This window comes from Stutzerimonas kunmingensis, from assembly GCF_021432085.1.
In the GTDB taxonomy this organism is placed as follows: domain Bacteria; phylum Pseudomonadota; class Gammaproteobacteria; order Pseudomonadales; family Pseudomonadaceae; genus Stutzerimonas.
This window is the reverse complement of record NZ_CP090366.1, coordinates 197,476-210,168: the sequence shown is the minus strand read 5'-3', so window position 1 is coordinate 210,168 and position 12,693 is coordinate 197,476. Positions and strand designations below refer to the sequence as shown.

General features: G+C 63.4%; 10 protein-coding genes. 4 read left to right on the top strand and 6 right to left on the bottom strand.

The annotated features are described in order from the left end of the window. Positions 1-44: 44 nt before the first annotated feature. Together LW136_RS01065 and LW136_RS01060 are read right to left on the bottom strand one after the other, a co-directional pair. A complete protein-coding gene (locus LW136_RS01065) occupies positions 45-209 on the bottom strand; it encodes a hypothetical protein (protein ID WP_167362157.1) in 165 nt (54 codons plus the stop codon). A gap of 299 nt (positions 210-508) precedes the next feature. Further along, on the bottom strand, positions 509-2,092 hold the full coding sequence (locus tag LW136_RS01060) for a methyl-accepting chemotaxis protein (protein ID WP_101275379.1): 1,584 nt from the start codon (positions 2,090-2,092) through the stop codon (positions 509-511). Positions 2,093-2,702: 610 nt separating this feature from the next. On the opposite strand from LW136_RS01060, the gene LW136_RS01055 reads away from it, so the two are divergent. Both LW136_RS01055 and LW136_RS01050 read left to right on the top strand, forming a co-directional pair. Next, complete coding sequence (locus LW136_RS01055) at positions 2,703-3,668, top strand: TAXI family TRAP transporter solute-binding subunit (protein ID WP_014818672.1); 966 nt, start codon at positions 2,703-2,705, stop codon at positions 3,666-3,668. A gap of 120 nt (positions 3,669-3,788) precedes the next feature. Then, positions 3,789-6,341, top strand: coding sequence for a TRAP transporter permease (locus tag LW136_RS01050; RefSeq protein WP_234174465.1), 2,553 nt, complete (start codon positions 3,789-3,791; stop codon positions 6,339-6,341). A 111-nt stretch (positions 6,342-6,452) separates the two neighbouring features. Here LW136_RS01050 and LW136_RS01045 read toward each other — a convergent pair whose 3' ends face one another. From LW136_RS01045 to LW136_RS01030, 4 genes are all read right to left on the bottom strand, one after another. Beyond that, positions 6,453-7,682 carry a nucleoside recognition domain-containing protein gene (locus tag LW136_RS01045; protein ID WP_234174464.1) on the bottom strand — a complete coding sequence of 410 codons (1,230 nt, stop codon included), beginning with the start codon at positions 7,680-7,682 and terminating at the stop codon, positions 6,453-6,455. 424 nt (positions 7,683-8,106) lie between these two features. After that, positions 8,107-8,277, bottom strand: a complete 171-nt coding sequence (locus LW136_RS01040; RefSeq protein ID WP_003282841.1) for a DUF1328 domain-containing protein — start codon at positions 8,275-8,277, stop codon at positions 8,107-8,109. A 109-nt stretch (positions 8,278-8,386) separates the two neighbouring features. Further along, positions 8,387-8,623, bottom strand: a complete 237-nt coding sequence (locus LW136_RS01035; RefSeq protein ID WP_230357581.1) for a hypothetical protein — start codon at positions 8,621-8,623, stop codon at positions 8,387-8,389. 179 nt (positions 8,624-8,802) lie between these two features. After that, entirely contained in the window at positions 8,803-9,234 is a 432-nt protein-coding gene (locus LW136_RS01030) for a PA2169 family four-helix-bundle protein (protein ID WP_042925513.1), read from the bottom strand. Between the two features lie 313 nt (positions 9,235-9,547). Between LW136_RS01030 and algB the strand changes: the two genes are divergently transcribed. Continuing rightward, positions 9,548-10,894 carry a sigma-54-dependent response regulator transcription factor AlgB gene (gene algB / locus LW136_RS01025; RefSeq protein ID WP_228207981.1) on the top strand — a complete coding sequence of 449 codons (1,347 nt, stop codon included), beginning with the start codon at positions 9,548-9,550 and terminating at the stop codon, positions 10,892-10,894. After that, positions 10,891-12,678, top strand: coding sequence for a KinB sensor domain-containing domain (locus LW136_RS01020; RefSeq protein ID WP_023444003.1), 1,788 nt, complete (start codon positions 10,891-10,893; stop codon positions 12,676-12,678). The genes algB and LW136_RS01020 overlap by 4 nt, the downstream gene beginning before the upstream one ends. Positions 12,679-12,693: the final 15 nt, after the last annotated feature.

The following is a 12,693-nucleotide window of genomic DNA, read 5'->3' as shown; positions in this document are numbered from 1 at the left end:
TGCGGCGGACATCCTTGTACAGGAGGCCGGTTACGGTTTGGCGATCAGCGCTCGTCCTTCTCTCCCGTGTCGGTTTCCAGTTGCTCGAGCAGTTCAATCAGGCGCCGGCGCAGCTGGCCGAGCTCGCGCGATTTGAACGAGCGTCGCGTGCGTTCCAGTACCTGAATGGTTTCTTCCAGCGCAGTGCGCAGCGTCTCTTCGGTCAGCATTGATTCATCTTTTCGTGCAAGCACATGCAGGTTGAGTGCCGATCTCTGTCAGGGCGCGCCTTGCAGCGAAACGAGCCCCAAAAAAAAGGCGCCAGCCGTGGTGCACCCCCAAGGGAATGTTACGGCTGGCGCCTTAGCTATCAGGTCCGGTTGTCCTGAGCGGTAAAGCAGCTTTCGCGGCATGCGAAACTAGTGGCATTTTGCCTTTACGCGCGCGGCGTAACAAGCCCGGCGCAGACGGCGCAGGCAACATGCCGCGCCCTCTGCAGCGCGCACCATTGCGGTTCACCGACAGCCGCTCAGCCACGCCGCCGCGTCCAGAATTGCTGCACCAACATCTCCATGCTGCTCGCCAGCTCGGCGACGCCCGACGCGCTCTGCCGGCTGCGCAGGCCGCTCTCCACATGCTGATCGGAGCCGCCGCGAATGCTGACGATGTTCTGGTTGATGTTCTCGCTGACCGCGCTCTGCTGCTCGACGGCCGCGGCGATCTGTATGCTCATCGCGCTGATCTCGTTGACCCGGCTGTTGATGCCCTGCAGCGAGCGCGCCGCCTGGGCCGCATGTTCGACGCTCTGCATGGCCTGCTCGCGGCTGCGCTGCATGACCTCCACCGCCTGCCGTGCCCCGCCCTGCAGCGCGCCGATCATGCTGTTGATCTCCTGGGTCGACTGCTGGGTCCGCGATGCCAGGCTGCGTACTTCATCGGCGACCACGGCAAAGCCACGGCCCTGCTCGCCGGCCCGCGCCGCCTCGATGGCCGCGTTCAGCGCCAGCAGGTTGGTCTGCTCGGCGATGCCGCGAATGACGTCGAGCACCTTGGTGATGTCATTGCTGTGCGCCTCCAGCTCATGGATCACGTCACCGGCCTGCTGGATGTCCTGCGCCAGCCGGCCGATGGCCGCCCCGGTACGGTTGACCACCTCGGTGCCGGTCGCCGCTTCGCTGTCCGCGCGGCTGGCTGCCTCGGCGGTGCGCTGGGCGTTGCTTGCCACTTCCTGCACGCTGACCGCCATCTGGTTGATCGCCGTGGCGACCTGATCGGTTTCGCTTTGCTGGCGTGCAGCGCTCTGCGTGCTGCTGTCCATCGCACCGAGCAGTTCGTGGGCATGCTGGCTGAGTTGACGCGAGGCATCGCCGATACGGCCGACCATGGCGCCGGCCTCGGTTTCCAGCATCTTCATGGCAAAGGCGATCTGGCCGAATTCATCACGCCGGCCGGCATAGACCAGCTGCCCCACCGGGTTGTCACCGACCCTGCGTGCCTGCTCGGCGAGGCGCTGCAGCGGTGCCAGCGCGACATAGGCCATTGCACCTGCGCCCAGCACGGCGGCAGCGGCGGTGGCCAGCGCAGCGATCAGACCCGCTCCAGCCAGCAGCGCGCCGACCACGCACGGCGCGGCACCCAGCGCCGCCAGAAGCGCGACGCGACTGCGGGCGCTCAGCGGTGCACGACGCAACGCAGGCGGCGGACGCTTGTTGCGCAACTGCGCGTACAGCTGCTCGGCGGCTGCGATCTGAGCCGGCGCGGGCTTGGTGCGTACCGATTGGTATTCGACGACCCGACCGTTGCGGCTGATCGGCGTGACGAACGCGCTGACCCAGTAGTGATCGCCGTTCTTGCAGCGGTTCTTCACCATACCCATCCATGAGCTGCCGCCCCGTACGCTCGACCACAGGTCGGCGAAGGCCTCGGTGGGCATGTCCGGGTGGCGGACGATGTTGTGGTGCTGACCAAGCAGCTCGCTTTCCTCGAAGCCGCTGATCTTGATGAAGTCCGGATTCACATAGGTGATGTCACCGTTGAGATCCGTGGTGGAGAGAATATTGGCGGTGTCGCTGATGGAAACGTCGCGGCCAGTGACCGGCAGGTTCATGCGCATGGTGGTCTCGTGAACAAGGCAAAGCGTGTTGTTGTTCTCCGCCACGGACGTCTCGGTCGATGCACCTTTTCGGTACCTCGTGCACTCCCTGCCAATATCGCCACCCTGCGGTGATCGCTCCTTGCTGCTGACGGCCCAGCGGGTCGTTTGTATCGGTTTTGTAGCGCCGAAGACGGGCACGAAAAAAAGCGCCAGCATTGATCCACCTCTCTGGATGACCCCTGATGGCGCTTCAGTCGGCAGGCCCGTGGTCCTGTCCGATCAGCAAGTCTCCTCGCCCGGAGACTGATGCCAGATTGATATCATCGATCTCGACTAGCAATGCGACTGAAGTCCTACTCCGCCGGTCGGCTTTTACAACAGACATGGCAGTAGGCCACCAAAGCTGTACAGATAATACATGCGGTACAGCATGTGTACATAAAAATATGGCGCCGCTCGCGCAACCCTTCTGTCGTCATCCGGTCCTAGCATTGGGGCGCAACGCTTGCCCGGATCGACATGGCAGGTCCGCAGGCTGTTACCAACGCGGTCGCCTGCTAGACTCAAGTTCCGCGCAGACTCACAAGGGATGCCGGGAATCCGAAAACAACCAAAAAGGAGTGCATCCATGAAAGGCAAATCCTTGGCATGGATCTTTACCGCTGCTCTGGCGGGAACCGGCCTGAGCGCAGTGGCACAGGCGCAAGAGAAGTTCGTCACCATCGGCACTGGCGGCCAGACCGGCGTTTATTACGTTGCTGGGCAATCGATCTGCCGCTTCGTCAACCGCAACGCGGAAAACATCAAGTGCAACGCGCCGGCGAGCGGCGGCGGCGTGGCCAACGTCAACGGCCTGCGCAGTGGCGAGTTCAACTTCGGCATCATGCAGTCGGACCATCAGTACAAGGCGATGGAAGGCGTGGCGCCGTTCGAGAAAGAAGGCAAGATGGACGACATCCGTGCCGTCTTCTCGCTGCAGAGCGAAGTCTTCACCGTGCTGGCGCGTCGCGACGCCAACATCAAGGGTCTCGATGATCTGAAGGGCAAGCGCGTCAACATCGGCAACCCCGGTTCTGGCCAGCGCGACACCCTCGAAGAAATCATGAAGGAAAAGGGCTGGGACAAGTCGGCCTTCTCCCTCGCCGCCGAACTGAAGCCGGCCGAACAGGCCAGCGCTCTGGGCGACAACAACATCGACGCCATGACCTACTTCGTCGGTCATCCGAATGGCGCCATCCAGGAAGCCACCACCACCGTCGATGCAGTTCTGGTGCCGATCACCGGCCCGGAAATCGACAAGCTGCTGGCTGCCAAGAGCTACTACACCAAGGCTGAGATCCCTGGCGGCCTGTACAAGGGCAACGACCAGCCGACGCAGTCCATCGGTGGCAAAGCCGTGCTGTCCACTACTGCCAAGGTCGATGCCGAAGTGGTCTACCAGCTGGTGAAGTCGGTGTTCGAGAACATCGAGCGCTTCCAGCGTCTGCACCCGGCATTCAAGGATCTCAAGCCGGAAGAGATGATCGAAGTCGGCCTGAGCGCGCCGCTGCATGAAGGCGCCGAGCGTTACTACAAGGAACGCGGCTGGCTGTAAGGCTCAGCGGGGCCGCGTCGCGGATGCGGCCCTGAACGTCGATGCCTTAGCCGAAAACCCGTGCGCCGTATGGCCACGGGTTTTCGCGGTTCCGTTACCTGAAAAAACAGGCCTCAATTCATGCAAGACAAACAACTGTCCACCGAGGAACTGATCGCCCAGGATGTCGGTGCGCGCTTGCCCGAAGGCCCGATGGCCGCGGTCATCGCCGGGCTGGCGCTGCTCTGGTCGCTGTTCCAGCTGTGGATCGCCTCGCCGCTGCCCTTCGTACTAGGGTTCGGCGTGCTGAACGACACCGAGACCCGCTCGATCCACCTGGCGTTCGCGCTGCTGCTGGCATTTCTGGCCTACCCGGCCTTCAAGAGATCGCCCAGGGACCGCGTACCGCTGTTCGACATCGCCCTGGGGCTGATCGCTGCCTCCACCGCCGCCTACCTGTTCATCGTTTACGAACAACTGGCGCAGCGCCCCGGCAACCTGACCACCATGGACCTGATCACGGCCTGCCTCGGCATTCCGCTACTGCTGGAAGCCACGCGCCGCGCACTCGGCCCGCCACTGGCGATCATTGCCCTGGTGTTCCTCGTCTATAGCGTCGCCGGCCCCTGGATGCCCGGCCTGCTGGCCCATCGCGGGGTGAGCTTCACCGCCTTGGCCAATCACCAATGGATCACCACCGAAGGCGTGTTCGGTATCGCCCTGGGGGTTTCCACCAGTTTCGTCTTTCTTTTCGTACTGTTCGGCGCACTGCTCGAACGTGCCGGCGCTGGCCACTATTTCATCCAGCTGGCGTTCAGCATGCTCGGGCATTTCCGCGGCGGTCCGGCCAAGGCCGCGGTCGTGGCCTCCGGCATGACCGGTCTGATTTCCGGCTCGTCGATCGCCAATGTGGTGACCACCGGTACCTTCACCATCCCGATGATGAAGCGCACCGGTTTCTCGGCCGAGAAGGCCGGCGCGGTGGAAGTCGCCTCATCGGTGAACGGCCAGATCATGCCGCCGGTGATGGGCGCCGCGGCATTCCTGATGGTCGAATACGTCGGCATCCCCTATGTCGAGGTGATCAAACACGCGTTCCTTCCCGCGCTGATCTCCTATATCGCGCTGGTCTACATCGTCCATCTCGAGTCGCTCAAACTCGGCCTCACCGCATTGCCGCGGGCTAACGTCGCCAAGCCGTGGATGCAGCGCCTGATTGGTTTCGCCTTCGGCGCGGCGCTGATTTCCGGCCTGTCGCTGGGCGTCTATTACGGTCTTGGCTGGCTGAAACCGGCACTTGGCGATTCCGCGCTTTGGGTCATCGGCGCGTTACTGGCATTGGTCTATCTGGGCCTGCTGAAGATTGCCGCAAGCAACCCGCCACTGCCCCATGAAGACCCTGACGCTCCGCTCGAGCAGCTGCCCGAGACGCGTCCGGTGCTGCTCTCCGGCCTGCACTTTCTGCTGCCGGTGGTGGTGCTGGTCTGGTGCCTGATGATCGAGCGGCTATCGCCCGGCCTGTCGGCATTCTGGGGCTCGGTGATGCTGGTGATCATCCTGCTCACCCAGCGGCCGCTGCTGTCGATGCTGCGCAAGGACGGGACCCACGAGCACGGCACCTTCATGGATGGCGTCGTCGATCTGCGCGAGGGCCTGATCGCCGGTGCGCGCAACATGATCGGCATCGGTATCGCCACAGCGGCGGCGGGCATCATCGTCGGCGCGGTATCGCAGACCGGCGTCGGCCTGGTGCTGGCCGACCTGGTCGAGCTGCTGTCGATGGGCAACCTGCTGCTGATGCTGCTGCTCACGGCCTTCCTCAGCCTGATCCTCGGCATGGGCCTGCCGACCACCGCCAACTACATCGTGGTGTCCAGCCTGCTGGCGCCGGTGATCGTGGCGCTGGGGCAGCAGAATGGTCTGATCGTGCCGCTGATCGCGGTGCACCTGTTCGTCTTCTACTTCGGCATCATGGCCGACGTCACGCCGCCTGTCGGCCTGGCATCGTTCGCTGCCGCAGCGGTGTCCAAGGGCGATCCGATCAAGACCGGTATCACCGCCTTCTACTACAGCCTGCGCACGGCGGCTCTGCCGTTCCTGTTCATCTTCAACACCGACCTGCTGCTGATCGACGTGGACTTCTGGCACGGCGTGCTGATCTTTGTCGTGGCGACCATCGCCATGCTGATCTTCGCCGCCGGCACCCAGGGTTACTTCCTGGTGCGCAGCCGCTGGTATGAAAGCCTGTTTCTGCTGCTGGTGGCCTTCACCCTGTTTCGCCCGGGATTCTGGATGGACATCATCCACGACCCCTATCGCGACATCGAGCCAGCCGCGCTGGTCGAGACGCTGGAACGGGTGGAAGAAGACAGTCAGCTGCGCCTGCGCGTGCTGGGTGAGGATGACGTGGGCGACCCGCGCGAGTTCGTCGTACTGCTGGCAATCCCTGACGGCGAAAGCGGTGAGGAAAAGCTCGAGAAGATCGGCCTGATGACTTACGAGGACGATGGCAAGGTGCTGATCGATAGCGTGACCTTCGGCAGCCCGGCCGCCGAGGCGGGCCTGGAGTTCGACCAGCAGATCCTGCGCGTTCGCGCACCGACCGATCGCTGGCCGAAGGAATTCATGTGGATTCCGGGCTTACTGCTGTTCGGGTTGATCGTCTGGATGCAGCGGCGCCGCCGCCAGCGCTGACTGCAGTCGCTGCAAGAGAAACCCCGGCCACAGGACATGTGGTCGGGGTTTCTTTTTTTAAGCGCTATAAACGCCCGTCAGATTCGGAGCCGGGCAGTGCGCGGCTTCGGCTCAGCCGAAGAACCAGTAGCACACGGCAATCGCGGCGATGATGCCGGCCAGATCCGCCACTATCGCGCAGCCCACCGCATGGCGCGCGCGCTGGATGCCTACCGCGCCAAAGTACACCGCCAGCACATAGAAGGTCGTCTCGGTACTGCCCTGTACCGTCGCCGCCACCAGTGCCGGGAAGCTGTCCACGCCCTGACTCTGCATGGTCTCGATCAGCATCGCTCGCGCCGCACTGCCGGAAAACGGTTTGACCAACGCAGTCGGCAGGGCATCGACGAAGCGCGTGTCCCAGCCCAGCGCCTCCACCAGCCAGCGAATGCCTTCCAGACCGAAATCCAGCGCGCCGGAGGCGCGCAGAGCGCCGATCGCGCAGAGCATGGCGATCAGGTAGGGCAGCAAGCTCTTGGCGACATCGAAGCCCTCCTGCGCCCCCTCGACGAACGCCTCGTACACCGGCACCTTGCGCAGCGCACCGACGGCCAGAAAGGCGATGATCAGACCGAACAGGGTCAGATTGCCCAGCAACGACGACAACGACGCCAGTGCCGTTGCCGACAGCCCCGCCAGCAGCGCCATAAAGCCACCGAGCAGCAGTGCACCGGGAACGAAGTATGCCAGCACCACCGGATCCCACAGGCGCAGCCGCTGCACCAGTGCCACCGCAAGCAGGCCGGCCAGCGAAGATGCACTGGTCGCCAGGAGGATCGGCAGAAAGACCAGGGTCGGGTCTTCCGCGCCCTGCTGTACGCGGTACATGAAGATCGACACCGGCAATAGCGTCAGCGACGAGGTGTTGAGCACCAGAAACAGGATCTGCGCATTGCTGGCCACGGTCGGCAGCGGATTGAGCTCCTGCAGCGCGCGCATCGCCTTGAGGCCGATTGGCGTCGCGGCGTTGTCCAGTCCGAGGCCGTTGGCGGCGAAGTTCAGGGTGATCAGCCCCAGCGCCGGATGGCCTGCCGGCACTTCGGGCATCAAGCGGCGGAACAATGGCCCGAGCAGACGCGCGAGGAGTTCGATAAGCCCGGCCTTTTCCGCGATGCGCAAAAAGCCCAGCCACAACGTCAAGGTGCCGAACAGCACGATCATCACTTCTACGGCCAGCTTGGCCATGGCGAACAGGCTTTCCACCAGCGCGGCGAACACTGCAGGGTCGCCACCGATCAGCCAGCGCCCGAGGGCGGCAACCGCGGCGATCAGAAAAAAGCCCAGCCAGAGGCCGTTGAGCATGTCGTTCTCCCGTCGAAAGCTGGACGCGATGATAGCGGTGCGCGCGCGCACGGGTCATCCGCAGATCAGTAGACGGCAAGAGGAAAACGATGAGGTAGAGGGACTGCGAGATGAGTGGAGAGACTGTGAAAGACGATGAAGCAGATCGGACATTTGTTGCTGCATGCCGGGAGCGATAGCGCCCCCGGCCGCAGCTTCACAGAACCCGGTCCGATTAGGAGGTACTCCCTGTACCCCTAGGTCGCTCCGCGATGCAGAACAACCCGACCCCCTGGTTCCCCCCGCTGAGGGGTGAAGCGCGCGGAGCGGTTAGGCCCGCGCGCTCTGGATCACCTTCGAAAGCCGAACATGACCCGGCGAAATTGGCTTCCTATGCCGCTGAAACTCCTCAATCAGCCGCCCTTGCGGGCGGCCATCGATTGCATCACACGCGTGGACCGCGGCCGCGGCCGAAGATCAGCGACGCTACGAACAGAACCAGGAAGACCACGAACAGGATCTTGGCGATACCCGTTGCAGTGCCTGCGATACCACCGAAGCCCAGTACCGCAGCGATGATGGCGATGATCAGGAAGGTAATGGCCCAACTCAGCATGGTGTGACTCCTCTTGTTTCAGGAACGGTTCTCAGCGGATCGGTCAGTCCGATCGGCATCGAGTGTGTTAAGCATCCTTGCTGATTCGCTTGCACGTCCCCTTCGTTGCTCAGAATACCCAGCGCTGTTCAGACGGCGCCTGGCGATAGTCGATGGTCTGCGGCTCTTGGCCGGTCCGCATGAGCTCAATAGGTTGAGCGTCATACATGCCGATTCGTTCCGCTGAATTCTGTTGCGCCTGGCTGAGCGGTTGCGACAGCGGGCGCTCGGCACCCATGATCAGCATGATTACCGCAGCAGAGAGGAACCCCTTGCTGGCCAATGAAAAGCGGGCTTGGCGATTCATCCTCAACTCCTTCTAAGCGTGGCGACGTCGTTTCGTTGAAGGGGATATTGCAGGCGCCGTGCCAGCCCGCATTACAATTTAAAAATCTTATAAATCAATACGTTAGAGATTATGTTCAGCACCCCGGCAACTCAATTTGCATGAGCACCCCGGCAATGCCGGGCGTTTTGCACGAACGCTCAATGCCTGGCCTCCTTGAGCTGCCGCATGCGCTCATGGCAGGTACGCAGCTTGGGCAGCTCGATGGCGAGCAATGCCCTGACATCCGGCTCGGCATCGCCGACGGCATCCTCGAAGGCATGCAGTATGTTGGCTTCGGTCTGCTCCAACTGGTCGACATAGGCCCTGTCGTGGTCGCCGATGCGTGATCGCGTGTTGGCATAGAGTTCGCGCATCCGGCCGGTCAGCGTCCCACCCTGCGACGGGTGCTCATGGCTGGTCGCAACCTTTACGCTAAGCGCCTGGATGATCTGCGTCTTGGCTTGGGCCAGGTCGCGAAACAGGTGCTGCAGCTCGACGTCCTTTACTTCGTCGGCAGCATGCTGGTAGAAACGCTGCCCGTCGCGGGTGATCTCGATAAGCTCATTGAGCTGATTCATGGACTGATTCATGACACCTCCTGCATGGATTGCGACAGATACGCCACACGCCCGCTCGGCGGGAAGTGACGCCCCTTTCATCAGGGTCGCAAGCCGCATGCCAGGCTGGCGCAAGCGCCAGCGGTAACCAAATCAGCCACTTGGGCGACGCCACTGAAGGCGTCGGAGTGCAGCATGCAGGAAAGCCTTGCCAATACCGTGCAACTTGCAAGACTTTTCATAGACTAAGGTCTCGCCAGCAACGCAACGGCGCCGCCAGGTGCCCGACACACCATAATCCGAAGCATTTTTCAGCGACCGATTCGCCTTTTGATGGGGAGCATCCATGGACCAAACGACGGACAACGGCGGACGCATCCTCCTGGTGGATGACGAAGCGGCGATCCTGCGCACCTTCCGTTACTGCCTGGAGGACCGCGGCTACACGGTCATGACAGCGGCCAGTGCGGCACAGGCCGAGGCCATTCTGCAGCGTCAGGTGTTCGACCTGTGCTTCCTCGACCTGAGACTCGGCGAAGACAATGGCCTGGACGTGTTGCAACAGATGCGCCTGCTCGCGCCCTGGATGCGCGTGGTCATCGTCACCGCCCATTCGGCTGTCGACACCGCCGTGGACGCCATGCAGGCCGGCGCCGCGGACTACCTGCTCAAGCCATGCAGCCCGGAACAGCTTCGCCTGTCCGCCGCCAAGCAGCTGGAAGTCCGCCAGATGGCGGCCCGACTGGAAGCGCTGGAAGGCGAGATGAAGCAGCGCAGCGACGCCCTCGGTTCGCACAGCCCGTCGATGATGGCCGTGCTGGAAACCGCGCGGCAGGTGGCAGACACCGACGCCAACATTCTCATCCTCGGCGAATCGGGTACCGGCAAGGGTGAACTGGCGCGCGCCATCCACACCTGGAGCCGGCGCTCGAAGAAGGCCTTCGTCACCATCAACTGCCCGTCGCTGTCCGCCGACCTGATGGAAAGCGAACTGTTCGGGCATAACCGCGGCGCCTTCACCGGCGCGACGGAGAGCACGCTGGGCCGGGTCAACCAGGCCGACGGCGGCACGCTGTTCCTCGACGAGATCGGTGACTTCCCGCTGGCGCTGCAACCCAAGCTGCTGCGCTTCATCCAGGACAAGGAGTACGAGCGGGTCGGCGACCCGGTCACCCGCCGCGCCGATGTGCGCATCCTCGCGGCGACCAACCTGAACCTCGAAGAAATGGTGCGCGAGGGCAAGTTCCGCGAGGACCTACTGTATCGCCTCAATGTCATCACCCTCAACCTGCCGCCCATGCGCGAGCGCCCCGAGGACGTGCTGACCCTGGCCGAACGCTTCCTTGCCTCGTTCGTGAAGAACTATGGCCGCCCTGCGCGCGGTTTCAGCGATGCAGCGGTTGCCGCACTGAAGACCTACCGCTGGCCGGGCAACGTGCGTGAACTGCGCAACGTGGTGGAACGGGCGAGCATCATTTGCCCGCAGCAGATGATCGAGGTCAGCCACCTCGGGCTGGGCGAACAGGTAGGCAGCAACGCGCCACGCATCGGTGAGCCGCTCAGCCTGGAGGCGCTGGAGAAAGCGCATATCGCCGGCGTGTTGAGCACCAGCGATACTCTCGATCAGGCCGCGCGCATCCTGGGTATCGACGCCTCGACCCTCTACCGAAAACGCAAGCAGTACGGCCTATGAAACTCCAGATGAAGCTGCGGACCCGCCTGTTTCTCGGCTTCTCCGCGCTGATGACGGTTGCGCTGCTGGGCCTGCTGCTGGCGCTGGTCAGCGTCATGCAGATGGCCAAGAGCCAGGAACAGCTGATCCGCAATAACTTCGCCATCATCGAGATCAACCAGCAGCTGCGGCAGACGCTGGGCAACCACCTGATCGTGATGCTCACCGACAGCGGTCGCAGTGAAGCGCTGGAACCGCTGAGCCAATCGTTTCAGCAGACGCTCGAACGCGGCATCGCCGAAGCCAGCGACGAGACCGATCGGCAGGCATTCCAGGCCGTCGCCAGCGCCTACGCCAGCTTCCTGCAGCAGGTCGATGCCGCCCGCAACCAGAACCTGACGCTGCTGGAAGACAATCCGCTCAGCCAGGCCTTCAATCAGGTGCGCAGCCTGATGACCGACATGCAGCGCACGGCGTACGACAAGATCCGCGACACCGAGCTGCGCAGCCGTGACCGGGCGTCGCTGCTCGCCGGCCTGCTGGGCCTGACGGCGATCGCGGTACTGCTGATCGGCTTCATCACTGCGCACAGCTTCGCCCGCCGCTTCGGCGAACCGATCGAACGGCTGTCCGCCGCCGCCGACCAGATCGGCCGCGGCGACTTCAACATTTCCCTGCCGACGCCGCACATCGCGGAGCTGTCCTCGCTGAGCCGCCGCTTCGGCCTGATGGCTCAGGCGCTGCACGAGTTCAAGCAGACCAACGTGGAGGCGCTGGTCAATGGCCAGCAGCGTCTGCAGGCACTGCTCGATAGCATCGACGACGGCCTGCTGATCGTCGACCGCGACGGACGCCTGGAGCACGCCAACCCGGTCGCCCAGCGGCAGCTGGCCTGGGAGAACGAGCACCTCGGCTCGACCCTCGGCGAAGCGCTCGGCTACCCGGACCTAGACAATGCCGCGCGGCAGGTGCTGGACGACAAACCACTGTCCGACCCACCTGAAGACCTGATCATCGAGGCGGACGGCGAACGCCGCCTGCTGGCCTGGCGCATCAGCCCGGTGAGCCACCACGACGGCAGCATCAGCGGTGCGGTCATGGTGCTGCACGATGTCACCGATCAGCGCACCTTCGAGCGGGTGCGCAACGAGTTCGTGCTGCGGGCCTCCCATGAGCTGCGCACGCCGGTCACCGGCATGCAGATGGCCTTCAGCCTGCTGCGCGAACGCCTGCGCTACCCGGCCGGCAGCCGCGAGTCGGACCTGTTCGACACCGTACACGAGGAAATGCAGCGACTGGTCCGGCTGATCAATGACCTGCTCAACTTCTCGCGCTATCAGAGTGGCCAGCAGAAGCTGGAGCTGGAGCAGTGCCACATCCCCGAACTGCTCGAGGCCGCGCGTCAACGCTTCGAGGTCAACGCCGCCGAACAGGAGGTTCAGCTCAAGCTGGAGTTGCAGCAGCCGCTGCCGACGCTGATGCTCGACCGCCAGCAGATCGAGCGGGTGATGGACAACCTGCTGAGCAATGCCCTGCGCCACACGCCCAAGGGCGGCGAGGTTCGGCTGCTGGCGCGGCACCACGGCGAGCGGATGATCCTCAGCGTCGAGGACAACGGCGAAGGCATTCCCTACAGCCAGCAGGCACGCATCTTCGAGCCGTTCGTGCAGATCGGTCGCCGCCGTGGCGGTGCCGGACTGGGCCTTGCCTTATGCAAGGAAATCGCTCAGCTGCATGGTGGGCGTATCGGCGTGCATTCACGGATCGGCCACGGCACCATCTTCTACGTTGCGCTGCCGATCTGACAGCGCCATCTAGGA

Coding starts and splice junctions, on each gene's coding strand:
- LW136_RS01065 (WP_167362157.1), bottom strand. CDS start 209: ATGCTGACCGAAGAGACGCTGCGCACTGCGCTGGAAGAAACCATTCAG.
- LW136_RS01060 (WP_101275379.1), bottom strand. CDS start 2,092: ATGCGCATGAACCTGCCGGTCACTGGCCGCGACGTTTCCATCAGCGAC.
- LW136_RS01055 (WP_014818672.1), top strand. CDS start 2,703: ATGAAAGGCAAATCCTTGGCATGGATCTTTACCGCTGCTCTGGCGGGA.
- LW136_RS01050 (WP_234174465.1), top strand. CDS start 3,789: ATGCAAGACAAACAACTGTCCACCGAGGAACTGATCGCCCAGGATGTC.
- LW136_RS01045 (WP_234174464.1), bottom strand. CDS start 7,682: ATGCTCAACGGCCTCTGGCTGGGCTTTTTTCTGATCGCCGCGGTTGCC.
- LW136_RS01040 (WP_003282841.1), bottom strand. CDS start 8,277: ATGCTGAGTTGGGCCATTACCTTCCTGATCATCGCCATCATCGCTGCG.
- LW136_RS01035 (WP_230357581.1), bottom strand. CDS start 8,623: ATGAATCGCCAAGCCCGCTTTTCATTGGCCAGCAAGGGGTTCCTCTCT.
- LW136_RS01030 (WP_042925513.1), bottom strand. CDS start 9,234: ATGAATCAGTCCATGAATCAGCTCAATGAGCTTATCGAGATCACCCGC.
- algB (WP_228207981.1), top strand. CDS start 9,548: ATGGACCAAACGACGGACAACGGCGGACGCATCCTCCTGGTGGATGAC.
- LW136_RS01020 (WP_023444003.1), top strand. CDS start 10,891: ATGAAACTCCAGATGAAGCTGCGGACCCGCCTGTTTCTCGGCTTCTCC.